A 22564-nucleotide genomic window follows, 5' to 3' on the forward strand; every position below is an offset into this window, starting at 1 on the left:
AGGAACCGCAATTGCCGGATAGATTGAGCCAAGCGCCATGAGCAGGGGCATCCTAATAAAAATATTTCTACTGATCTTATTTATTTTACTTTGTATTTTCTCTTTTATTCACTTCGATCTTTATAATTTCTTCAAAGACCGCGAGCGAGTAACGGTATTCATAAATTCGTTCGGTCCGCTTTCGGTAGCGATTTTCATCGGGTTGCAGATTCTCCAGGTTCTGATTGCCCCGATCCCCGGCGAGCTCAGCGGCTTCGTCGGGGGATATCTGTACGGACCTCTTTGGGGAACGCTTTACTCGACCATCGGCCTGTCCATTGGCTCCCTGCTCGCCTTTTTTTTGGCCCGCTGGTTGGGTCAGCCCTTCATCGAGAAAATAACCAGTCCCGCCACAATCCAGAAATATGACTATTTTGTTGAACATAAGGGAATACCGGTTATTTTCGTCCTCTTTTTTATCCCCGGTTTCCCGAAAGACATCCTGTCGTACATAATCGGCCTCAGCAGGCTTAAGGCATCGACATTTTTACTTATCTGCGCAACCGGCCGCCTTACCGGCACAATTCTCCTTTCATTAAGCGGCAGCTACGCGAGAAGCAACCATACCGGCCGGCTGGCAACAGTAATCGCAGTGGGGGCAGTTATTACCATTCTTGGCTCCTGGAAACATGAACAAATTCTGTCTCTGTTGCGCGGAAAGAAAAAGTCATGACGGCAAGCCATCACAAAGATGATGGAAATACTAATAATGTTAAAGGAAAGCATATTAATCGTGGAAAAATATCGTTAACACCTTAATTGCAGTATGGAAAAAACCTGACCTTTATACGGTCTTGATCTTGTGGGGAGAGATATAGCCTTGGAACCGGTTTTAAGCGAGCTTGCAGTCATTTTTATCCTGATCATAATCAACGGCTTTTTTGCCGCCGCGGAGCTGGCGGTACTTTCCAGCAGAAGGAGTAAAATCTCCAGCATCGCCGCCACCGGGGACAAGAAAGCCAAACTCGTAGAGCAGGTGCAGAAGGAGCCGCACAGCTTTCTTGCCACCATCCAGATCGGCGTTACCGTCGTCGGTTCACTCGCCTCCGCGCTGGGCGGTTCGGCGGCAATCCAGTATCTGCGGCCTCTGCTTCAATCCGTGCCGGCCCCTTTTATCAGCAATGCCGCGGAACCCCTCTCGATCGCAATAGTTGTGGTTTTGATTTCCTATCTTTTTCTGGTGTTCGGGGAATTGGCGCCCAAAACAATCGGTTTGCAGTACCCCGAAAAGATTGCCCTGAACGTCGTGCGACCGATTCATTTCATCTCGCTTGCGGCAACCATAATTGTCCGTTTCCTGACCTTTTCCAACCGGGCCGCCCTCCGGCTTTTGAGAATCAAGCCTAAAGACGGACAGGCCTTTGTAACCCGCGAAGAGGTGCAGCAGGTGCTGTCCGAGGGGAGTGAAACCGGCGCCCTTACCGAAACGGAACATACCTACATAGAAAACGTCTTCGAATTTTCCCACACCACCGTAAGAGAGGTCATGGTGCCGCGAACGCGTATCGTCGCCATCGACCGGGAGCTCCCCAGCGATGAGATTGTCCGCGTTGTCCACGAAAACATGTACTCCCGTTACCCTGTATTCAAGGACGACATGGATCATGTGATCGGTTTTGTCCACACGAAAGACATCCTTATCGGCAATCTCTGCTCCGGCCGGGAAATTGACCTCGCAAAAATAATGCGGACCCCGCTTTTTGTCCCGGAAGGGAAAAAGGTGAGCAGCTTGCTGCGGGAGATGCAGAAAAAACGCATCCAGATGGCGCTGGTGGTTGATGAATACGGAATCATGAGCGGTCTGGTGACAACGGAGGATCTCCTCGAGGAACTCGTCGGGGAAATAGAGGACGAACATGACGTCGGCGAAACGCGGCGCGTCCAGAAGCTCCCCGACGGCAGCATGATGGTGGATGCGCTGCTGCCAGTCAATGAGATGGAGGAACACCTCGGCATCGCCGTTGAAGAAGGGTTGCCTTTTGATACACTGGCCGGGCTGATTCTGGATCGCTTTGGCAGATTCCCCCAGAAAGGCGAGCAGGTCGAATGGCGGGATTATATACTGACCTGCGAAGAGGTCACCGAAACGGCCATCCTGAAGGTGAAAATCTCCCGCCACGCAGAACCGCCAGGGGACTCCGTCGCCACCCAAGTTATCGAACAAAAAGAAGACAGCGACTAAACGCCCAACTATTTTGTTTTCATGATCCAGCCGCCGTCCCAGTCGTCACCCGGCGGCTCCTCCCGGAAATGGATGCAACGTTCGATATACATCCCGCAAATATTCTCATCCGGATTCAGGCGGAGGGCATCGTTGAATCTGAAAATGGCGTTGTCCCACTCCCGCCGGCGGTAGAGGGCCAGACCGTCCCGGAAGTGGTTGACCACTTCCATCAGGTGGGGGCTGGTCTCTTCGGTATGGTAGTCGAGAACCTCGAAGACTCCGACGCTGTTGGTCTTTCCCTTGACCTGCACGCGATCCACTTCGGGAATCCAATAGATCCCCTTCAGACGACGGGTTTCCGCCTGCAGGCCGAGTTCATTCTGCTCCGAGGTTGCCATGAAGCTTTTTCACCATGGTGTTATGTCCCCGGAATATCACAGAAAAGTCAGATAAAGACCTGCCAGAATGAGTCCGGTCAGTAAAATCAGCAGGGATGGCCCCGCCAGGTAACGGTAAACATCCGACATCCGGGTGCCGAAGTATTCGCAGGTAACGGCAAAACAGACATGCAGCGGAGAAAGCATCATCCCGATATAACCGCTGGAATAAGCCAGCACAATTGCTGAGGCAACTACCCCCGGGGCGGGTGCGGCGCCGATAATGGCAAAAACGATCGGAAAACTCGCCCCCACAAAGCCAAAGGCGACCCCGGTGACCAATCCGGAAATGAACGGCACCATAATAATAATCAAAAAAACGGGAATGCCCGCCCGGACAAACTCGTCACGCATGCCGGCAACGATGGTGCGGCCGGCTTGATCCAGCGGACATCGCAAAACTATGGAAAAAACCTGCACGCTTATTATCAAAAGCACCATCAGCCACAAATTGCGCCTTTTGAAGATGCCGATTGATTGCCGAAATGCGGGGCTGTTGCCTCTCAGGGAGGCGGTTATTGCCAAGATAATCCCGGCAAGCATTGCCAGCAGGGACGCAACTGTTTTTGAAACCCCGTTGGCGGCAAGAACGGACGATCCCAGAATTGCCGTCAGAACCAGCAGGAAGATTGGGCCAAGGGCGGAAAAGATATCTTCCTTTTTACTTTGCAGCGATGATTTGACAACTGACTCTTGGGCGGGCAGTTTCCGGAGAAGGAAAAAATATCCCCCCACCAGCGTAACTATCGTAAAGGGAAACTGCAGCAGCATGTATTTCGTAAAAGAAAGTCCCGAGAATTTAACCGCCAGAATAGTGCCCGGATACATCGGCCACCAGTATTCCCAGATATGACGAAACCAGTAATTGATGGCAGCTTTTTCCGGAGCCGCAAGTTCACGGCTGTCATCCACTGCCGCCACGAGAGGGGCGGAAAAAAGGGCGCCGCCGGGCATCGGCAGCATGCCGATCAGGGCGGGCAGCCCGGCCAAAAGCGTTTTTCGGTTTTTAAACATCGCCTGCAGGGCGTTCATCGTCCGTTCCATGCGGCCGGTCTTTCCGAGAACTTCAACCAGCAAGAGCAAAAGGACGATAACCACAGGCAGCAGGTAATTCCCTGGCAGAACAAAGTTGTCCAACTGGAAATAAAGACCGGCCATCCCCGCACCTGACCAGAGGGAAAGAGCTATCGAAGACAACAAAATGCTAAACCCGAGCGCAAAGCCCAACCGGTTTAACAGCAATATCCCCAAAAATGATACGCCGACCTTCAGCCAGGCCGGCAAAACCAGCAGCCATTCCCCCATATCCACCCCGTAAATATCCTTATCATTAACCTCGCAGGCGCGGATCAAGCTCGTCGCGAATCCCTTCCCCCAAAAGATTGTAACCCAAAACGGTGATCAGAATCGCCAGCCCGGGAAAAAGGGAAAGCCACCAGGCGATGTCGATATTGTCCTTCCCTGCGGTCAGGATGTTTCCCCAGCTCGGCGTCGGCGGCTGCACCCCGATTCCCAGAAAGCTCAGCGCCGATTCGGTGAGAATCGCCCCCGCTATCCCCAAGGTCGCCGTTACGATCACCGAGGCCATTGCGTTCGGCAGGATGTGCAGGAAAATAATCCGCAGATCGCCCGCGCCGATAACCCGGGCCGCCTGCACAAAATCCCGTTCTTTCAGCGAGATGAAATCGGCTCGAACAAGCCTGGTTACCCCCATCCAGCCGGTCAGTCCGATGACGATCATGATGTTCCAGATCGACGGCTCCAGAAAGGCGATCACGGCCAGAATCAGAAAAAAAGTCGGAAAGCAGAGCATGATATCAACAAACCGCATGATCACGGCATCAACCCAGCGGCCGTAATATCCGGCAAGCGCCCCGAGAATTGTCCCGATGAGGATGGCAATCCCCGTCGCCACAAAGCCGACCTTCAGAGAAATCCCCGCCCCATGGATCATCCGGGACAAAACATCCCTGCCGAGCTGATCGGTGCCGAAGGGATGACCGATCGAAGGCGGCGCCAGCACATCTTTCAGGTTGATCGCATTCGGATCACAGGTGGCGATCCACGGCGCCAGCAGCGACACGATAAACAAAAAGACAACGATGAGTCCCCCCGCCACGGCCATCCTGTTTTTACGGAATCTCTTCCAGAAATCATTCCCCATAAGCCCCCCTCACGATACCCGGATTCTGGGATCGGCCAACGCGTAGGAGACGTCGGCAAGCAGATTCCCCAGAAGCGTAAGGGTGGCGCCGATGAAAAGAATCCCCATCACCACCGGGTAATCCCTTGCCATAACCGCCATATAAAAGAGCTGTCCCATGCCGGGAATCGCAAAGACCGTCTCAAAAATAACGCTCCCCCCGATCAGCCCCGGCACCGAGAGGCCGAGAATCGTAATCACCGGCAGCAGCGCATTTCTGAGGGCATGCCGATATATGACACTATTTTCCGAAAGCCCCTTCGCCCGGGCCGTCAGGATATAGTCCTGTCGTATCACCTCCAGCATATTCGCCCGCATGTAGCGGGAAAGACCGGCCAGCCCCCCGAAGGCGGAAAGCAGAACCGGCATAATCAGATGTTTGACAAAATCCCAGAGCGCCATCCCCGGCGGGAGGTATTCGTAATTGAGCGACCTTATTCCGGAAATCGGCAGCCAGCCGAGGTGGATGCCGAACAGGATCATCAAAAGCAGCGCCAGCCAGAAGGTAGGCACGGCAAAGCCGATAAAGACAAAAACCCCGGAAATTCTGTCGAACAGCGAATCCTTATGCACCGCCGACAATACCCCCAGCGGAATCGCCACGATCATGATCAGGAAAAGCGAAAGCACGTTCAGGAGAATCGTAATCGGCAGCCGTTCTTTTATCTTGTCGGAAACCGGCCGCCGATCCGTGGAAAAAGAGGTCCCCAGATCAAAGACGGCAATCTTTTTCAGCCAAAGGAAATACTGAACAGGAAGCGGTTTATCGAGATCGTACAGCGCCTTCAGCCGCTGCTTCATCTCAATCGAGGCACGCGGGTTCATCTGTGTCTGCAAATCGGTAGGAGACCCGGGCGCAAGGTGCATCACGGCAAAGCAGATGATGGTAATCCCCAATAAAAGCGGGATCATGAAAATCAGGCGTTTGGCAACATAGCGCAGCATTATTTTCTGCTTTCCCTCTCGTTTTCTCCGGCATTCCCGGTATGCGGACATTCTTGTATCGGCACTTTCCCCTGGCCGCCGACATCCTGGATTTGGCGCACCTTGTAGGTCATAGCAGCGTCAATATGATCTTTTCGGCGTACGCCCACCTGGTTGAGGAAATGCGGCAAAAAACCGCTTTCCAACTCCCTGAACTCAACTTCGCCAACACGCCTGACCCCATTTTGTTAGCCAAGATTGTTAGCCAGGACAAATCCAAGGAAGAAGCTGATGATTATAAACAATTGATATCTAAAAGAAAAATTGGTCGGGGCGAGGTGATTTGAACACCTGACATCCTGCTCCCAAAGCAGGCGCGCTACCGAGCTGCGCTACGCCCCGTTTGATTTATCGATTTTCTGCTCCAGTCTTTCTTTAAGTTTTATAAAGGCCCGGGCGCGGTGGCTGATCCTGTTCTTTAACTCCGGCGGCAGTTGGGCAACGGTCATCCCTTGCTCCGGCAGATAAAAAACCGGGTCATACCCGAATCCCCCCAAGCCAGCACAATTCTCCGCAATCACGCCTTCCCAGCGGCCTTCAAAAACCTCATGGTGATTGTCCTTGTCATAAAGCACCAAAACGCACCGGAAGGCGGCGGTCCGTTTTTCGGCCGGCAGCCCCTTCATTTCATCCAAAAGCTTCAAGACGTTTTGCCGGTCATTTGCGCCTTCGCCCCCGTAACGGGCGGAATATATCCCCGGGGCGCCTCCCAGCGCAGCCACTTCCAGTCCGGAATCATCGGCAAGCACCGTTTCTCCGGTAGCCGCCGCTACCACCTGGGCCTTTTTAAGGGCGTTTTCGTAAAAGCTCTTTCCGTCTTCAATGATCTCGGGCAAATCAGGAAAATCATTAAGGGAAAGTATCTGCATCTCCGCACCGGCAAACATCGCCTGAAGCTCTCTTATCTTGCCGCTGTTTTTCGAAGCAATTACGATCCTTCGCACCGAGGGTTTCCTATCTTGCCTTCAGGGAATATTCCCTGAGTCCCTTGACTACAGCCTTCGCTATGGCCTGCTGCTTGCCCTCGTCGGTTAAAAGCCTGCGCTCATCCGGATTTGTGGCAAAACCCATTTCGAGCGCCAACCCGGGAATGTCCAGCCCTGTTAACAAGGGATAAGGGGCATCCCGCAGGCCGCGGCCTTTTCTCGGAAAGACCGTCTCCAGGGCGGCCTGCATATACTGCGAAAACAAAACGGAATCGTTGAGAGACCTGTTTTTAACCATATCCTTGATGATTGCTTGGGAATCCCCTTTTCCCGTTTGCAGATAAGCGAACCCCGGGAAATAGATTTCATAACCGCTGGCCTTGTTTCCAAAGCCCGCGTTTACATGCAGACTCAAAAGGCAATCGGCCTTTCTTGTCCCTACGGCATTGCGCCTTTCGGCCGCAGATTCCTTTTTGTCAAGCGAACGGGTCAAGATGATTTGCAGCCCCGGGGTCTTCCGCGCTTCTTCGCGAATCAGCAGCGCAAGCTTTAGCGTCAGCTCCTTCTCCTGGAAGGAATCATTAACCACGCCCTTGTCTTCACCCCCATGCGCCGGGTCAAGCAGGACAACGAATTCCCTTGGCTGCGCCATCCCCGTTTCGGCCATCGGCAACAAAAACATTACAGCAACGCCAAAGGACAACCACAATCTATATATCAGCAAATGCCTACGCATTGTTCCCTCTTCCCTTCCGGTCTCAGTCCCTGAAAACCAGACGCTTCATACAGCAAACCGGCGCTAACGTCAAAGTTAAAATTGGCGGCTCCGCCGATTTGTAATCGTTTCAGCCGCTCTTGTCCCTCAAAGTGAGTTATGAGGGCTTTATCCTGTCAGCCGAAATCACCCCCCGCAACTTCCGAACTGCAACCGTTAGCTCATTAAATTGCTTCAGGCTTTCAACATTTACGTTGAACTTGCAGGTAACGCGCCCCCCGGTATCCGTATTTACCTCGGCGTGGGCAATGTTTATGTCCATCGCGGAAATTGCCGAGCTGATTTCCGCAAGCACCCCTTTGCTGTCGTGGCAGACAACCGTCATCTCAACCTGGTATTCCTTCTTGTCAGCAGCATCCCAGTGTACGCTCACCAACCGCTCCGGATCCATATCTCGGACATGGGGACACGACGTTGTGTGGACAATGATCCCCCGTCCGCGGGAGATGTACCCGATGATTTCGTCCCCCGGTATCGGATGGCAGCACTTGCCAAAGCTCACCATGATGTCGTCCACCCCGGTTAACGAAACGCCGATTGCTTCGCTTCCCCCCCCTTTTTTCTTTTTCTTTTCAGGAAGTTCCTCTTTTTTTATCTCCTCTTCGGGCAAAAATTTGTGAGCGACATGCCTGGCAGAAACCCTCCCGAAACCGATCAGGGAGAGCAGATCGTCGAGGGAATCAACGTGCAGTTCCTTGAACAGCTCCTGCATTTCCGGAGATTTAGCCACCTGTCCGAGCTTGAGATGATGCTTCCTGAACTCCTTGTCGAGAATATCCTGCCCGAGCGCCAGACTCTTTTCCCGTTCTTCTGCCTTGACCCAGTTTCTAATCTTCGCCAAGGCGCGCGAGGTAACGGCATATTTCAGCCAGTCCTTGCCGGGGTGGTGCCCGGCCTGGGTAATAATTTCAACCGTATCGCCATTTTGCAGTTGATATTTCAGGGGGACAATGCTCCTGTTAACCTTGGCGCCGATGCACTGATGCCCCACATCCGTATGCACGCTGTAGGCAAAATCGATCGGCGTGGCGCCTTTCGGAAAGGCCTTTACCTCCCCCTGGGGAGTAAAAACATAAACATCATCGGGGAAAAGGGCGATCTTCAGGTTGGACATAAACTCACGGGGATCTTTCACCTCCTGCTGCGCCTCCAGAAGATCCCGGAGCTTTTTTATCTCCTCATCGTCTTTCGAGGCATCCTTCCCCTCTTTGTAGCGCCAGTGGGCGGCAATTCCCCCTTCCGCCCATTCGTGCATCACCCGGGTCCGGATCTGGATTTCCACCCTCTCCCCGTAGGGACCGATTACCGTCGTATGCAGCGACTGATAATGATTGGCCTTCGGCATCGCGATATAATCCTTGAACCTTCCCTGAACCGGCTTCCAGAGGGCGTGAACCATGCTGAGCGCCTCGTAGCAGTCCTTGACGGCGTCGGAATCGAGGATGATGCGGAAGGCGATCAGATCGTACACCTCGTCGAAGTCGATCTTCTGTTCCTTCATTTTTTTATAGATGCTGTAGAGGTGCTTGGCCCTCCCCTCGAGCTCGCCCCGGATGTTGAACCGCTCCATCTCCCGTGAGATAACCTGTTTGATTTCATTGGTGTATTCGCTTCTTTTATCCTGCTTTCTTTCAATCCTTGTCGCCAGTTCGTTATAAGCGGCAAAATCGATATAGCGGAATGACAGGTCTTCCAGTTCCGTCTTCATCCAGTTTATCCCGAGCCGATTTGCCAGGGGCGCGTACAGATCAAGGGTCTCCTGCGATATCTGCAACTGCTTCTCGGGGGGTTGAAACTGCATTGTCCGCATATTATGGACCCGGTCGGCCAGCTTGACAAGCAGGATGCGAATATCGGTTGACATCGCCAGGATCATCTTCCGGTAATTTTCCGCTTGGCGTTTTTCTTTGCTGCCGAAGGTGATCTTCCCGATCTTTGTCATGCCGTCAACCAGAAACGCCACCTCTTTGCCGAAGTATTCTTCAATCTGTTCGATCGTGGTGAGGGTGTCTTCGACGGTGTCGTGCAGCAGTCCGGTGACCAGCGTTGCCGTATCGAGTTTCATATCGGCAATAATTCCGCATACCTCCATCGGGTGAGTCAGGTAGGGCTCGCCGGAGAGACGGATCTGTCCCTGATGAACGGAGGCCGAAAAGATATAGGCCTTTTCGATCATCCCCATCTGCTCAGCGGAAAGATAGGTTTGGACTTTATCCAGAATGGCGTTTATGCGAAGCATGGGGACTGATCCCTTATCCACAACAATTTATCGGCTTTCCGGCCCGCTTCCCGCAGGAAACATACGGGAATGGCAGCCGGGTAAAGATTGAAAAGGGATTCCGAAAGTGCCAGATGATAATTTATTCCTCGCTGTTATTGACTATTTATTAACATCAATCTGAACTTTTTCGGCCAGAAAAGCCGTCGCCTCGGCAAGGGGAAGGATTGTGATCTCACCGGTGCGTCGGTCTTTGATTTCGACATTCCCCTCCGCCAGCTTTTTCGGACCGATTGTCACCCGCCAGGGAATGCCTATTAAATCAGCATCTTTAAACTTGACGCCGACCCGCTCGTCGCGATCGTCGAAAATGGTTTCAACCCCCCTTGCGAGCAGGGCCTGATAGAGCTCTTCCGCGGCTTTGGCAAGGACGCTTTCGCTTACGTTGACCGGGGTAATAATGACTTGATAAGGGGCAAGGGCCGGCGGCCAGACAATCCCATCCTTGTCGTTATTCTGTTCGATTGCGGCGGCAACGGTCCGGCCGATGCCGATGCCGTAGCACCCCATGAACATAAACTGTTCCTTGCCGTTCCGATCGAGAAAAACCGCCTTCATCGCCTGGCTGTATTTTAATCCCAATTTGAAGACATGACCGACCTCGATTCCCCGGGCGATGTTGATGACGCCACCACAGCGGGGACAGGAATCGTTTTCCCTGATCAGGCGCAGATCGGCAAATTCCTCCAGAGGAAAATCCCTGCCGGGCTTGACGTGAAGCAGGTGAAAATCATCGCGATTGGCGCCCATAACCAGGTCGTTCCTTCCCAAAAGCGAATAATCGGCGATTATCCGGCATTTGATTCCGACGGCGCCGGCAAATCCCTTTGCCGAACCAGTAACTTTCCTGATCGTCGCCTCATCGGCCAAAGCTATTGAATTGCAATGGAGGTAATTCTTGACCTTGATCTCGTTTACCTCATGGTCGCCTCGAACCAGCACCGCCACCGGGATATCATCGGCGGAAAAAATCAATGTTTTTACAACATCAGACGGTTTGACTTCAAGAAAAGCACCAATATCTTCGATGGTTCTCACCGAGGGAGTGTGAACCTCGGCAATCGGGGCAACCTCTGTCGCCGGGGCATTGACTTCAGGAAGCGCAACCTCCGCCTTTTCCAGATTGGCCGCATAGTCGCAGGAGCTGCAATAGCAAACGGCATCCTCCCCTGAATCAGCCATCACCATGAATTCATGGGAATAATGTCCGCCGATACTGCCAGAATCCGCCTCGACCGGCCGGAAATTCAATCCGCAGCGGGAAAATATCCGTTTATACGCCTCAAACATTTTTCCGTAGCTGATCTCGCTTCCCGCTTCATCCGCGTCAAAGCTGTACGCGTCCTTCATCCCGAATTCCCGGGAACGCATAACCCCAAACCGCGGCCTGATTTCGTCACGGAATTTTGTCTGGATCTGGTAGAGATTCTTCGGAAGCTGACGGTAGGTCTTTATTTCGTTTCTGACCAGGTCGGTGATGACCTCTTCATGGGTGGGCCCGAGACAACACTCCCGGTCATGCCGGTCCCGAAAACGCAGGAGCTCCTTGCCATAATGAACCCAACGGCCCGACTCCTGCCATAACTCCGCCGGCTGCACCATCGGCAAAAACACCTCCTGGGCGCCCGCCCGGTTCATCTCCTGTCTGACTATCTCTTCAAACTTGCGAAGAACCCGGTAACCGAGCGGCAGCCAGGAATACACACCGCTGGTCAGTTTTCTTATCATCCCGGCCCGCACCATCAACTGATGGCTGACCAACTCCGCATCGGACGGAATCTCCCGCGCCGTAGGCAGAAACATTTCAGAATAACGCATTAAATCTCCTCACTTTTAACTTCCGGCGCGCTCCCCGGACATCAGACCAATCTCTTCCAGCAGCACCGGGACGAATTCATCTTCGCGCAGTTTTCGCACCACCTCTCCCTTTTTAAACAGCATGCCCGCGCCCTTTCCCCCGGCAATCCCGATATCGGCCTCGCCGGCCTCGCCCGGCCCGTTCACGACACAACCCATCAGCGCTATCTTGAGCGGGGCCTTCATCCCCTTGAGTTTCTCTTCCACCTGCGAAGTCAGCGATACGAGGTCTATTTCGCACCTGCCGCAGGTAGGGCAGGAGATGATTTCCGGGCCGACATTACGCAGCTTCAGCGCCCGCAGGATGCCGAAGGCAACCCCGATTTCCTGCAACGGGTCGCCGGTGATGGAAACCCTTATCGTATCGCCAATTCCGTCATAAAGCAGGGCGCCGATGCCCAGCGCCGATTTTATAGCCGACTGCAGAAGGCTTCCCGCCTCCGTAACGCCGAGATGCAGCGGGTAGTCGGTCAAGGCGGAGATCGAACGATAGGCCTCAATGGTGGTTGCCACATCCGACGACTTAAGCGAAAGCTTCATGTCGGCAAAGTCCATTTCTTCCAAAAGACGGATATTCCGCAGGGCGCTTTCCACAAGGGCGGGGGCCGTCGCCCCGCGATGACGGAGGGCAATGTCCTTCTCCAGGGAACCTGAATTAACCCCGATCCGGATGACCTTTTTGTTCTTTTTCACCTCCTTGACAATCCGGCGAATGTCGTCAACCGGAATATTGCCCGGGTTGATGCGGATCGCGTCGGCGCCATTATTCAGCGCCATAACCGCAAGGTCGGCGCGGAAATGGATGTCGGCAATCAGCGGAACGGTTATTTGCGAACGTATTTCCCTGATCGCTGCGGCGGCTGTTTCATCCGGGACCGCCACCCTGACGATTTCACACCCGGCATCTGCCAGAATCTTGATCTGCTTCAGCGTGGCGGCAACATCGCGGGTATCGCAGGAGGTCATCGACTGGACAACAACCGGAAAGTCACCGCCAATCTTTACCCCTCCCACATCGAGAACCTTTGTTTTTTTTCTCGGCAAACTCAAATTAAGACCTCTATCTTTTCTGACGGCGGCAGACTGAGCGCCTTCACCTTCTTTGCCCGCTTCCGATTATGAAAAGTTAAAATCAGCGGGGTTGCTGAAGGTTAAGCTGACTCTTCAGTAGAGCCGCCCGCATTCTCTCAACCCCCAGTTCAATCTTCGCAAGCGACGTGGCATAGGAGAGGCGCAGATGATCGTCATGGCCAAAATCCACCCCCGGGACCAGGGCCACGTTCGCCTCTTCCAGCAGATAAGCGGCCATTTCCGAGGAATTGCCGATGACCCTTCCCCCGAAAGATTTGCCGTAGAAAGACGAGACACGGGGAAACACATAAAAGGCGCCCTGCGGGTTCAGGCAGGCGATCCCCGGTATCTCGTTGAGCCTGCTGACAATAACATCCCGGCGCTGCTGGAATTCCCGGTCCATCGCCAGAACACCTTCCTGGGGGCCGTTAAGCGCTTCCACCGCCGCCTTCTGGGCTATCGAGGTCGGATTGGAGGTGTTCTGACTCTGGTATTTCGTAATCGCCGCAATTATCTCCTCGGGGCCGGCCGTGTAGCCAATGCGCCAGCCGGTCATCGCATAGCTCTTGGATACGCCATTGACGACAAGCGTATTGTTTTTGAGCTCCTCGCTGAATGATGCCAGCGAATAAAATCTGTTGTCGTCGTAGATTATCTTTTCGTAGATATCGTCCGAGATGATCAAAATACCCTTCCGCAGAAGTATCTCGGCCAGATCCTCCAACTCCTTCCGGCTGTAACAGACCCCGGCGGGGTTTGATGGGCAGTTGATGATCATGGCCCGGGTGCGCGGCGTTATCGCCGCCTCCAGTTGCGCCGGCTGAAGCTTGAAGCCATCTTCAACGCTGGTTTTTATCACCACCGGTTTGGCCCCGGTCAGATAGACGATGTCGGTGTAGGAGACCCAATAGGGCGAGGGAATAAGCACCTCGTCGCCCTCCTCGAAGAGCACATGGGCAATGTTGAAAAGGGAGTGTTTGGCGCCGCAGGAGACGACAATCTGGGAACGCCCGTATCGCAATTGACTGTCCCGCGCCAACTTGGCAATGACCGCATCTTTAAGCTCATCGATCCCCCCGACGGGGGTATATTTGGTGAACCCCGCCTTTATCGAGACAATCGCCGCTTCCTTGATGTTGTCCGGGGTATCGAAATCGGGTTCCCCCGCCCCGAAGCTGATTATATCGCGTCCCGCTGCTTTCAGGGCATTTGCCTTTGCCTGGATCGCCAGTGTCGGCGACGGCTTGATCAGCCCAATCCTCTTTGCCAATTTATGTGGAACAACCTTCTTTTCCATGCCTATGCCCCTTTGTTTGAATATTTCTCTATCAGCTTCATGTTCACTATATCCGGGACCAGCCCCTCGACAGAGCCGCCCATACTGGCCGCCTCATTGATAATCGCCGAGCTGGTATAGAACCACTGGAATCCCGTCATAAGAAAAACCGTATCGATATCACGGTTAAGGCGGCGGTTCATCAGGGCAAGCTGAAACTCGTATTCAAAATCGGAAAGCGCTCTAAGCCCTCGAATAATGATGTTCGCGCCCTTTTCTTTGAGATAATCGACAAGCAGTCCGTCAAAGCTGTCGATATGAATATTTTTGCAATCCCGGGTAACCTCCCTGATCATCTCCAACCGTTCGTCAAGAGAAAAGTGAGTGTCCTTGGTTGGATTATGCGCTATCAAAACGGTTACTTCATCAAACATATGCAGACTGCGCCTGATGATATCCACATGACCATTGGTAATCGGGTCAAAAGAGCCAGGATACACCGCAATTTTCTTCACAGATATGCTCCCCTTTGAGTTTTTGATAAGGACTTCACCCAACTCCGCGTCAATCACTCCCTGATTGCGATCATTGTCTGCCACCGCCACCTGAATCTTCTTTTCGGAAAAAAGATAAAACCGTCTCCCCATATTGTCTCTTGTCGGTCAAAAAAAGCGAGACGGCCTTCAGCTCCCCGGTTTTCTCTCTTGCGGAATGCTGCAGTACCAAAACGCCAGCGGGCGCCATCAACTCCCCATTCTCCAGAAAATGTATGGTTTCAACAGCCTGACCTTCGTTATAGGGAGGATCTGCAAAAATTATGTCAAATCTTTTCCCGCTGCGACGGAGAATATCCAGCCCCTTATGCACAGGGGCGGAAATCACCCTGGCCCGGTCTGTAAATCCGAACCCGCTGATCCTTTCCCTCAAAGCGTCGGCAACCTTTACATCCTTTTCCACAAAGACGGCATGAGCAGCGCCGCGGCTCAGCGCCTCCATGCCGACCATCCCGCTGCCTGCAAATAAATCCAGGAATGATGTTTCCGCTACTGTAGAGAGTATATTAAAAAGCGATTCCCTGACGCGATCGGTTGTAGGCCGGACATGCCCCCCCGCCGGAATGCGGATCAGCCTTCCCTTCGCCTCCCCTCCGCTTATTCTCATAGATACTTGCTGCTCAAAATCTCGGCGATCTGGACGGCGTTCAGGGCAGCGCCTTTTCTTATATTATCCGCCACAACCCAGAGATTTATCCCATTGGGAATGGACTCATCTTCCCTTATTCTTCCGACAAACGTCTCATCCCTGCCGGCGGCGTCAATTGCCAGCGGGTACTCGTTGAAGGCCGGGTTATCGACAACCACAACCCCCGGCGCGCGGGAAAGCAGTTCGCGGACCTGTGCTGCCGTTAGCTTTTTTTCTGTTTCAATATTTACCGCCTCGGAATGGCTGTAAAAAACGGGAACCCGCACGGTTGTGGCGGTTACCCTGATCGCTTGATCGTTAAATATCTTCTTGGTCTCATTGACCATTTTCATCTCTTCCTTCGTATAGCCGTTTTCCAGAAAGACGTCGATATGCGGCAGACAGTTGAAGGCTATCCGGTGCGGATATACCTTGACGACTGGGTCATGGAAGCTCAAAAGCGCCTGCGTCTGCAGAGAAAGCTCCTCGATTGCCCGCTTGCCCGTTCCCGAAACAGCCTGGTAGGTCGAAACCACGATCCTTTTTATCCGCGCCGCGTCGTGAATCGGTTTCAGCGCTACAACCATCTGTATCGTGGAACAGTTGGGGTTGGCGATGATTCCGCGGTTTTTGTAAAGGGCGATCGCCTCGGGATTGACCTCAGGGACGACCAGCGGAATCTCCGGGACCATTCGGAAGGCGCTGGTGTTGTCGATAACCACGCAACCGGCGGCGGCGGCAAGCGGGGCAAACTTTTCGCTGATGCTACCCCCGGCGGAAAAAAGCCCTATCTCAATTCCCCTGAAGGAGTTTTCGGTCAGCACCTCAACCGGTATGGATTTGCCATTAAAGGTGAGTTCCTTGCCCAGCGATCGGTCCGAGGCTAGAAGCGTCAATTCCTTAACAGGAAAGTTGCGCTGTTCCAAAACCTTGATCATCTCGTTGCCGACTGCTCCCGTCGCCCCGACAACCGCCACCTTGTAGCTTCTCATTTAAACACTCCTTGATTGGTAATTTTTATTTTTTTTAAGTAAACCCCGCAGCGCCGCCAAACGACATGCAAGAGCTCAAACCCGAAAACCTGTATCTTTATCCATCTTTTTCCTGTTAAACGGGGCGGTCGTGAGATTGAACATGCTTTTTCAGCTCAACATTTGCCTGTTTTCGCCTGATAAGTTTCAGCAAAGCCCATACAGGGCCGGTTAGACTGTAACCAAAGGCGAACGTAAAGAGCATAATCTGCGGCTCCGCGGCAATGATAACGAGGATTAAGACAATCAACACAAAACACATAAAAGGCTTGCGGGAAAAATAATTAAGGTCCTTGAAACTGTAATATTTTATATTGCTTACCATAAAAATCGCTGTCGCGGCCACGCCAATCATGGTCGGCAGGCTCGGGTAGCGCCCCACTCCGCCCAGATAATAAAAAAGCAGTATGAACGTAGCCAACACCGCCGCGCCGCCGGGAATCGGCAAACCATTGAAGACCCGACTGTTGATAATCCCCACCTGCACATTGAACCTGGCCAGCCGCAGCGCGCCGCAGACAACGAACAGAAAAGCCACCAGCCAGCCCCATTTCCCGAAAGAAAACAACGACCAGTTGTAAATCATGAGTGCCGGCGCCACGCCGAAACTCACAAGGTCGCATAAAGAGTCGTATTCGCCGCCGAACCGGCTGGTCGTATGGGTCATGCGCGCGATCCGGCCATCCAGACTATCCAGAACTACGGCAACCAGAATAGCAATCGCCGCAACTTCATACATACCCTTCATGGCTGCAATTACTGAATAAAAACCGCAAAACAGGTTGGCCGTCGTGAAGAGGTTGGGAAGCACATAAACGACCATACTCCTTCTATTCGCCGATTGTCTGTTATTTTTCATGTCAATTCTCCTATGGGCGTTTCTCCGGCCCTGACCTTATCGCCAATCTTGACGAGAACGGCAGAACTCAAAGGCATGAAAACCTCGAGCCGTGAACCGAAACGGATCATTCCGAACCTTTTCCCCTTTTGAGCAATATCATGTTCCTTGATCCACCAGACTATTCGTCTGGCAATAAGACCGGCAATCTGAATCGTTACGATCTCGCGGCCGTCGGCCATTCTGATGACAACCGTATTTCTTTCATTCACTTCCGATGCCTTGTCCAGGTTGGCGGAAAGGAACTTTCCCGGCCTGTAACTTATCGTCCGGATTTCTCCCGAACAGGGGAACCTGTTGACGTGGACATTGAAAACGTTCATGAAGATGCTTACCTTACGCATGATTTGACCAGGGCTCTCCTCGCTTTGGGCCTCCTCGATCTTTATTACCAGGCCATCGGCTGGAGAGATGATCAACCCCTCTTTTTCAGGTGTTTTCCTTTCCGGATTACGAAAAAACCAGGTTATGAAAAGGGCAAGACAGAAAAAAAACAGGGAGGCAAAGCGGAAACCGGCCCAATAGATCAGAATGGCAGCAAGAAATGAAGCAAAGACAAAGGGGAGCCCTTCCCCGATTATGTAACTGCTGTGCTGATCCTCTTTAGACAATTACTGCCTCCCTTTATAAACCCCATACCCGCGACGGGAATATGGAAGGATGTAACTCCTCCCTATCCTCTCCCGCTGAGAGGAAGGGACAGCGGCAGGACATTTTTAAATAAAAGATAAAGGAATAAATGCCTTTGCAAAGCCTCCCCCCACCAAAAACAGCCCCGCAGGAAGAATAACCCATCGGGACGTTAAACTATCTCAGTTTTTAAACTATGTCAATCCCGGATTTAGGGGAAGGCACGCAGTTTTCCCTGCAAAATTTTTCAGAGGCCTTTTTTTTGTTCAGCTTCGGACAAGCGCAGATAAGTCGGCTGCAGCGACAGCGCATTCTCAACCACGCCATCGCGCTTATAGCGGCCAACTGCGGCAATCCCCAGTGACGCGGCATTGGGGTTGTTAATCTTCGCAAACTTGCTGATGTTTGCCGTGGGGAACTCTGCGCGGATATTGTCCCGATACCGGAGGGCCCCCTCGCCAATAAAATCTATCTCTTCACGGGGCAGACTCTTCAGAACTGTTTCCAGATCGCCGAGGTAATCGGCAACTACGGATCGGAGCAACCCGTCCTCACCGCTGCGGTAAAGACCGGCATAAACCCGGTTTTTCCGGGCATCCAGCAAGGGGCATATCAGTCGTTTGGAAAAGTTGATGTTCATGGCCAGCGCTTCGAGGGTGGAAACACCAACTATCGGTCGTCCGGTGGCAAGAGCCAGCCCCTTGACCGTGGCGATCCCGATGCGCACACCGGTAAAGGAACCCGGTCCTGTGGTACAGGCGAAAAGATCGACATTTTTGATTGTCAACCCTGCTAACGCCAAAAGGCTCTCCAAGGCCGGAAGCACGACCCCGGAATGATGACCCCCTGCATCCAGATATACCTCGCCTGTTACCTCTTCACCCACCAGGAGGGCCGCGCTTGCCGCTTTTGTCGCGCACTCGATTGCCAGAGTAATCATCTTAACCGGTAATTTTTCGGATGAAATCGCTTATGAATCTGATGTCCAGCCTCTCTATATCCATCAAAAAGACAAAAATCATCAGCAGAATAAGCAGAGTAAAACCGACCTGCTGGGCCATTTCCCGCCAGCGCTGCTTTACCTCCTTGCCGGTTATAAGTTCAATTGTCATAAAAAATAGATGACCCCCATCCAGCACCGGAATCGGCAGCAGATTCAATATCCCCAGATTGATGCTCAGCAGGGCCATAAAAAGCAGAAATGCGGCAACCCCCTGTTTTGCCTGAGCTCCGGCAATCTGCGCAATGAAGATCGGCCCGCCCATGGTCTTGGGAGAAACTACCCCTTCAAACATCTTGACAATGCTCAAAACAGTCAGCTTGCTGATTCGTCCAGTCTGCTTCAGACCTTCGACAAAGGCCATGGCCGGGTTCAGTCTCTCAATTTGGGTGCTCGCTGCCGGAGAGATCCCTATTTTGTAGGATTCGACTGCTTCCCCGAAGATATTGCTGGCCTTCATCCGTTTCGGAGTAATGGCAATCTTCAGCAGGGCTGAGCCCCTCTGGACGGCCACAAGCAGGGTCTTCCCGTTGCTTTCGGTAACAATGGCGGCAATATCATCCCATTTTTTCACAGCCCGCTGATCAATTGCGGTTATCTTATCGCCTACCTGCATCCCTGCTTCCAATGCGGCGGAATCAGAATGGATGGTTCCCACTTCCGACGTCAGCGCCGGCATTCCATAGATGTTGACGACGGTGAAGATCAAAACGGCCAGAAGCAGGTTGAAAATCGGCCCCGCCGCCACAATGGCAATTCGCTTCCAGACTTTCTGCACCGCAAAGGATCTTTTTTCTTCCTCGGGCGACAATTCCTCACCCTGCTCCTCCCCGAGAAGTTTTACATAGCCGCCGAGCGGAATAAGAGAGAGCAGATATTCGGTCTCCCCAACTTTCCTGCCGATCAGGCGAGGGCCAAAGCCCAGGGAAAATTTCAGCACCCCGACCCCCGACCATTTTGCAACCAAAAAGTGGCCAAATTCGTGGATGAAGATCAGCGCACCCAACAGAACTACTACCGATACAATACTTGTTCCAATCACTTTGTCATTCCTTTGATAATATTTAAGGCCTCAACTCTGGCCCACCGGTCAGCTTTTAGAATCTCCGCCAAAGACGGTTCCTCCTTTCGCTCATGCCTGGCAAGAACCATCTCCACAACGCGACTTATACCATAAAAGCCGACCTGCTCTTCCAGAAAAGCCGTTACCGCAATCTCATTGGCCGCGTTGAGAACGGCCGGCAACGTCCCTCCGGCTTCCGCCGCCCGGAAAGAAATACCAAGCGCCGGGAATCGCTCTAAATCTGGCTTTAAAAAGCTAAGCTCTCCGGCCGCGGCAAGGTCAAGACGGCCTCCGGAGCTCTTCAGACGCTGCGGATAGGACAGGGCGTACGCGATCGGAATCCTCATATCCGGAATCCCCAACTGGGCAATCACGCTTCCATCGCAATATTCAACCAGCGAATGGACAATGCTTTGCGGGTGAACCAGCACGTCGATTTTCGTTGCCGCAAGCCCGAAGAGCCAGCTTGCCTCGATGACCTCGAACCCCTTGTTCATCATCGTCGCCGAATCGATGGAGATCTTCCTCCCCATCTGCCAGTTGGGATGCTTCAGCGCCTGCCCCGGGGTGACTGCTTCCAGCTCTTTCCGGGTTGCGTGGAGGAATGGCCCCCCCGACGCCGTCAGGATTACCCGCCGCACCGAGCGGGGATCGTTTCCCTGCAGACACTGAAAAATGGCGCTGTGTTCGCTGTCAACCGGGATAATTCTGACCCCCTTGGAAGCTGCCTTGCCCAGTACAAGCCCCCCGGCCATAACCAGCGTCTCTTTGTTAGCCAAAGCGATATCCTTGCCGGCGTCAATTGCGTCCAGCGTGGGGATTAGACCGGCGGCGCCGACAATCGCGGAAACGACGATATGTGCCTCCGGGACAGAGGCCGCCTCCCGGTAGCCATCCGCCCCTGATAAAATGGTCGTGCGGGAATTATTTAAAATGTTTTTTAATCCCACCGCATGTTCTTCGTCAATAACTACCGCCAACCGCGGCCGGAAGCGTTCAATCTGCTCCTTCAGCAAATTGATATTGCGCCCGCCGGCAAGAGCCGAAACGGCAAACTCCGCCGGATGGGAAGCGACCACATCCAGCGTGTTTGCTCCGATCGAGCCGGTGGAACCGAGAAGCGAGATATTCTTCATTTAATGATGAACTCCTTGTAATAAAACACGAACGGAGAAATAAACAGGAGACAATCGAGGCGATCGAGAATCCCTCCGTGTCCGGGAAGCAGGGAGCTGGAATCCTTGATCCCGGCCTCGCGTTTCAAGGCTGATTCGGTAAGATCCCCCAGTTGGCCGATCACTCCCCCGGTCAAACCAAGAAAAACCGCATGCCAGAGCGACAGAGAGGGAAAAAAATATTTCATGAAAACAATGCTGCCGATAGTGCTGCCGACAATCAGGCCGACGGTACCGGCAACGGTCTTGCCGGGGCTGACCTCGATCAGGAGCTTCCGTTTTCCGAGCGATCGCCCGACATAATAGGCGGCAACGTCACCGGCAAAGGCAATGACGAGGACATAAAAAACCCATAATTCTCCGGCAGGCAGCGCGCGGATCAAAAGCAAGTGCGAAAGCAACAGGGGAATGTACATTATTCCCAGAACGGCGCGGGCGGGGCGATTCATCTCCAGCCTGCCCTTTTTAGTCTGAAGCAGGTTTAAAACAAACACCGTTATGACCGAAAGGGCGGCAAGAGCCAAAAGCAGTTCCCTGTCCCCCCCCCAGGCTGCCAGCGGAAATAACAGGGCACAGGCGGTTGTAACGATTTTTTCAACAGAAAACCCGCGACTGAAAGCCATCCGGTTGTATTCAAACATCCCCGCAAGCGCGGCGGCGATAATTAAAACGGCAAAGGCAGTCATCCCGCCCCGGGCAATCGTCCAGAACAAAACCGGAACGGCAATCAGGGCGGTTATCCATCTTTTGGCGTGTGACAACATATTTCCCTTTTCATCGGCTAGCAGCGGCAGTTTTTCCGTCCTCACCGTTTCTCCAACTGCTCGCTTATACGGCCAAAACGCCGTTCCCTTTTCTGGAATTCGGCAATGGCATCCAGTAGTTCCGGCTCGCGAAAATCGGGCCACAGAACATTGGAAAAATAGAACTCCGTGTATGCCGCCTGAAACAGCAGAAAGTTGCTGATGCGATGCTCTCCCCCGGTGCGAATCAGCAGGTCGGGATCAGGAAGCTCACTTGTATAGAGATAACGTTGGAAGAGCTGCTCGGTTACCTCCTCCGGTTTGAACTTCCCCGCCATACCTTCCTTGAGCATTCTTCTTGCCGCCATTGCAATTTCTTCACGGCCGCCGTAACTCAACGCCAGATTAAGAACCATCCCGCCGTTTCCGGCGGTTTTCTCGATTGTCTCCAGGAGTTTTTTGAAAACCCCTTTTTCGAGGGACTCGGTGCGGCCAATCGCCATGAGACGAATATCCTGCTCCATCATCTCCCCGGCTTCGCCCTCCAGATACTCCTCAAGGAGCTTCATCAGGGCACTGACCTCCTCTTGCGGACGAAACCAGTTTTCCATGGAAAACGCGTACAGCGTCAGGAATTTGATGCCGATCCGGCGGCAGGTCTTCACCGCCACACGGACGGACTCGGCCCCTTTTCGGTGCCCCAGAACCCTTCCCAGCGCATGGCTTTTCGCCCAGCGACCATTTCCGTCCATGATAATCGCGATATGCTGCGGCAGTTTCTCGGAATTTATACTACTCATTATCCACCTGATGCGAATTGCCGGACCGTAAT

General features: G+C 53.1%; 23 protein-coding genes and 1 tRNA gene. 3 read left to right on the forward strand and 21 right to left on the reverse strand.

Features of this window, described 5'->3' with window-relative positions:
* The first annotated feature begins 37 nt into the window (after window positions 1-37).
* Together K0B01_02855 and K0B01_02860 are read left to right on the forward strand one after the other, a co-directional pair.
* Window positions 38-712, forward strand: a complete 675-nt coding sequence (locus tag K0B01_02855; GenBank protein MBW6485077.1) for a TVP38/TMEM64 family protein — start codon at window positions 38-40, stop codon at window positions 710-712.
* A 147-nt stretch (window positions 713-859) separates the two neighbouring features.
* Window positions 860-2221, forward strand: coding sequence for a hemolysin family protein (locus K0B01_02860; GenBank protein MBW6485078.1), 1362 nt, complete (start codon window positions 860-862; stop codon window positions 2219-2221).
* A gap of 8 nt (window positions 2222-2229) precedes the next feature.
* Here the strand turns inward: K0B01_02860 and K0B01_02865 are convergent, their stop codons facing one another.
* Genes K0B01_02865 through K0B01_02880 form a run of 4 tightly spaced genes read right to left on the reverse strand, consistent with a single transcriptional unit; the run spans window position 2230 to window position 5788 of the window.
* Window positions 2230-2601: a hypothetical protein gene (locus K0B01_02865; protein ID MBW6485079.1), complete on the reverse strand. Its 372-nt coding sequence runs from the start codon at window positions 2599-2601 to the stop codon at window positions 2230-2232.
* A 36-nt stretch (window positions 2602-2637) separates the two neighbouring features.
* On the reverse strand, window positions 2638-3993 hold the full coding sequence (locus K0B01_02870; GenBank protein MBW6485080.1) for a DUF401 family protein: 1356 nt from the start codon (window positions 3991-3993) through the stop codon (window positions 2638-2640).
* The gene (locus K0B01_02875; protein ID MBW6485081.1) at window positions 3971-4804 is read right to left on the reverse strand and encodes an ABC transporter permease; all 834 of its coding nucleotides are present in this window, start codon (window positions 4802-4804) and stop codon (window positions 3971-3973) included. The genes K0B01_02870 and K0B01_02875 overlap by 23 nt, the downstream gene beginning before the upstream one ends.
* Before the next feature lie 9 nt (window positions 4805-4813).
* Window positions 4814-5788 (reverse strand): ABC transporter permease, encoded by a 975-nt coding sequence (locus tag K0B01_02880; protein MBW6485082.1) that lies wholly within the window; start codon window positions 5786-5788, stop codon window positions 4814-4816.
* Between the two features lie 53 nt (window positions 5789-5841).
* Between K0B01_02880 and K0B01_02885 the strand changes: the two genes are divergently transcribed.
* Window positions 5842-6114, forward strand: coding sequence for a hypothetical protein (locus tag K0B01_02885; protein MBW6485083.1), 273 nt, complete (start codon window positions 5842-5844; stop codon window positions 6112-6114).
* Here K0B01_02885 and K0B01_02890 read toward each other — a convergent pair.
* From K0B01_02890 to K0B01_02970, 17 genes are all read right to left on the reverse strand, one after another.
* Window positions 6093-6169: transfer RNA gene (locus tag K0B01_02890), tRNA-Pro, on the reverse strand. The two genes, K0B01_02885 and K0B01_02890, sit on opposite strands and share 22 nt — an antisense overlap.
* On the reverse strand, window positions 6160-6756 hold the full coding sequence (locus K0B01_02895) for an XTP/dITP diphosphatase (protein MBW6485084.1): 597 nt from the start codon (window positions 6754-6756) through the stop codon (window positions 6160-6162). The genes K0B01_02890 and K0B01_02895 overlap by 10 nt, the downstream gene beginning before the upstream one ends.
* Before the next feature lie 25 nt (window positions 6757-6781).
* On the reverse strand, window positions 6782-7435 hold the full coding sequence (locus K0B01_02900) for an N-acetylmuramoyl-L-alanine amidase (protein ID MBW6485085.1): 654 nt from the start codon (window positions 7433-7435) through the stop codon (window positions 6782-6784).
* Between the two features lie 190 nt (window positions 7436-7625).
* On the reverse strand, window positions 7626-9767 hold the full coding sequence (locus K0B01_02905) for a bifunctional (p)ppGpp synthetase/guanosine-3',5'-bis(diphosphate) 3'-pyrophosphohydrolase (protein MBW6485086.1): 2142 nt from the start codon (window positions 9765-9767) through the stop codon (window positions 7626-7628).
* A gap of 141 nt (window positions 9768-9908) precedes the next feature.
* Entirely contained in the window at window positions 9909-11624 is a 1716-nt protein-coding gene (locus K0B01_02910; protein MBW6485087.1) for a proline--tRNA ligase, read from the reverse strand.
* Between the two features lie 15 nt (window positions 11625-11639).
* The gene (ispG, locus tag K0B01_02915) at window positions 11640-12713 is read right to left on the reverse strand and encodes a flavodoxin-dependent (E)-4-hydroxy-3-methylbut-2-enyl-diphosphate synthase (GenBank protein MBW6485088.1); all 1074 of its coding nucleotides are present in this window, start codon (window positions 12711-12713) and stop codon (window positions 11640-11642) included.
* A gap of 82 nt (window positions 12714-12795) precedes the next feature.
* The gene (locus K0B01_02920) at window positions 12796-14031 is read right to left on the reverse strand and encodes a pyridoxal phosphate-dependent aminotransferase (GenBank protein ID MBW6485089.1); all 1236 of its coding nucleotides are present in this window, start codon (window positions 14029-14031) and stop codon (window positions 12796-12798) included.
* A gap of 2 nt (window positions 14032-14033) precedes the next feature.
* The gene (gene coaD, locus K0B01_02925) at window positions 14034-14525 is read right to left on the reverse strand and encodes a pantetheine-phosphate adenylyltransferase (protein ID MBW6485090.1); all 492 of its coding nucleotides are present in this window, start codon (window positions 14523-14525) and stop codon (window positions 14034-14036) included.
* 70 nt (window positions 14526-14595) lie between these two features.
* Window positions 14596-15171, reverse strand: coding sequence for a 16S rRNA (guanine(966)-N(2))-methyltransferase RsmD (gene rsmD, locus K0B01_02930; protein MBW6485091.1), 576 nt, complete (start codon window positions 15169-15171; stop codon window positions 14596-14598).
* Complete coding sequence (locus K0B01_02935; GenBank protein ID MBW6485092.1) at window positions 15168-16184, reverse strand: aspartate-semialdehyde dehydrogenase; 1017 nt, start codon at window positions 16182-16184, stop codon at window positions 15168-15170. The genes rsmD and K0B01_02935 overlap by 4 nt, the downstream gene beginning before the upstream one ends.
* Window positions 16185-16299: 115 nt before the next feature.
* Window positions 16300-17082 carry a CDP-diacylglycerol--serine O-phosphatidyltransferase gene (gene pssA / locus K0B01_02940; protein MBW6485093.1) on the reverse strand — a complete coding sequence of 261 codons (783 nt, stop codon included), beginning with the start codon at window positions 17080-17082 and terminating at the stop codon, window positions 16300-16302.
* The gene (locus K0B01_02945) at window positions 17079-17732 is read right to left on the reverse strand and encodes a phosphatidylserine decarboxylase family protein (GenBank protein MBW6485094.1); all 654 of its coding nucleotides are present in this window, start codon (window positions 17730-17732) and stop codon (window positions 17079-17081) included. Before K0B01_02945 ends, pssA begins: the two co-directional genes overlap by 4 nt.
* Before the next feature lie 266 nt (window positions 17733-17998).
* Window positions 17999-18691: a tRNA (adenosine(37)-N6)-threonylcarbamoyltransferase complex dimerization subunit type 1 TsaB gene (gene tsaB, locus K0B01_02950; GenBank protein MBW6485095.1), complete on the reverse strand. Its 693-nt coding sequence runs from the start codon at window positions 18689-18691 to the stop codon at window positions 17999-18001.
* Between the two features lies 1 nt (window position 18692).
* Window positions 18693-19793 carry an RIP metalloprotease RseP gene (rseP, locus tag K0B01_02955; protein ID MBW6485096.1) on the reverse strand — a complete coding sequence of 367 codons (1101 nt, stop codon included), beginning with the start codon at window positions 19791-19793 and terminating at the stop codon, window positions 18693-18695.
* Window positions 19790-20950 (reverse strand): 1-deoxy-D-xylulose-5-phosphate reductoisomerase, encoded by a 1161-nt coding sequence (locus K0B01_02960; protein ID MBW6485097.1) that lies wholly within the window; start codon window positions 20948-20950, stop codon window positions 19790-19792. The genes rseP and K0B01_02960 overlap by 4 nt, the downstream gene beginning before the upstream one ends.
* Window positions 20947-21798 carry a phosphatidate cytidylyltransferase gene (locus K0B01_02965; protein MBW6485098.1) on the reverse strand — a complete coding sequence of 284 codons (852 nt, stop codon included), beginning with the start codon at window positions 21796-21798 and terminating at the stop codon, window positions 20947-20949. The genes K0B01_02960 and K0B01_02965 overlap by 4 nt, the downstream gene beginning before the upstream one ends.
* Window positions 21795-22532, reverse strand: a complete 738-nt coding sequence (locus K0B01_02970; GenBank protein MBW6485099.1) for an isoprenyl transferase — start codon at window positions 22530-22532, stop codon at window positions 21795-21797. The genes K0B01_02965 and K0B01_02970 overlap by 4 nt, the downstream gene beginning before the upstream one ends.
* Window positions 22533-22564 lie beyond the last annotated feature (32 nt).

The sequence above is a fragment of the Syntrophobacterales bacterium genome (assembly GCA_019429105.1).
GTDB lineage: Bacteria > Desulfobacterota > Syntrophia > Syntrophales > UBA5619 > DYTH01.

Bases quoted from the DNA above. Each gene is read 5' to 3' on its own strand.
- K0B01_02855 (MBW6485077.1), top strand. From the start codon at position 38: ATGAGCAGGGGCATCCTAATAAAAATATTTCTACTGATCTTATTTATT.
- K0B01_02865 (MBW6485079.1), bottom strand. From the start codon at position 2,601: ATGGCAACCTCGGAGCAGAATGAACTCGGCCTGCAGGCGGAAACCCGT.
- K0B01_02875 (MBW6485081.1), bottom strand. From the start codon at position 4,804: ATGGGGAATGATTTCTGGAAGAGATTCCGTAAAAACAGGATGGCCGTG.
- K0B01_02880 (MBW6485082.1), bottom strand. From the start codon at position 5,788: ATGCTGCGCTATGTTGCCAAACGCCTGATTTTCATGATCCCGCTTTTA.
- K0B01_02900 (MBW6485085.1), bottom strand. From the start codon at position 7,435: ATGTTTTTGTTGCCGATGGCCGAAACGGGGATGGCGCAGCCAAGGGAA.
- K0B01_02905 (MBW6485086.1), bottom strand. From the start codon at position 9,767: ATGCTTCGCATAAACGCCATTCTGGATAAAGTCCAAACCTATCTTTCC.
- K0B01_02910 (MBW6485087.1), bottom strand. From the start codon at position 11,624: ATGCGTTATTCTGAAATGTTTCTGCCTACGGCGCGGGAGATTCCGTCC.
- K0B01_02920 (MBW6485089.1), bottom strand. From the start codon at position 14,031: ATGGAAAAGAAGGTTGTTCCACATAAATTGGCAAAGAGGATTGGGCTG.
- rsmD (MBW6485091.1), bottom strand. From the start codon at position 15,171: ATGAGAATAAGCGGAGGGGAGGCGAAGGGAAGGCTGATCCGCATTCCG.
- K0B01_02935 (MBW6485092.1), bottom strand. From the start codon at position 16,184: ATGAGAAGCTACAAGGTGGCGGTTGTCGGGGCGACGGGAGCAGTCGGC.
- pssA (MBW6485093.1), bottom strand. From the start codon at position 17,082: ATGAAAAATAACAGACAATCGGCGAATAGAAGGAGTATGGTCGTTTAT.
- tsaB (MBW6485095.1), bottom strand. From the start codon at position 18,691: ATGATTACTCTGGCAATCGAGTGCGCGACAAAAGCGGCAAGCGCGGCC.
- K0B01_02960 (MBW6485097.1), bottom strand. From the start codon at position 20,950: ATGAAGAATATCTCGCTTCTCGGTTCCACCGGCTCGATCGGAGCAAAC.
- K0B01_02970 (MBW6485099.1), bottom strand. From the start codon at position 22,532: ATGAGTAGTATAAATTCCGAGAAACTGCCGCAGCATATCGCGATTATC.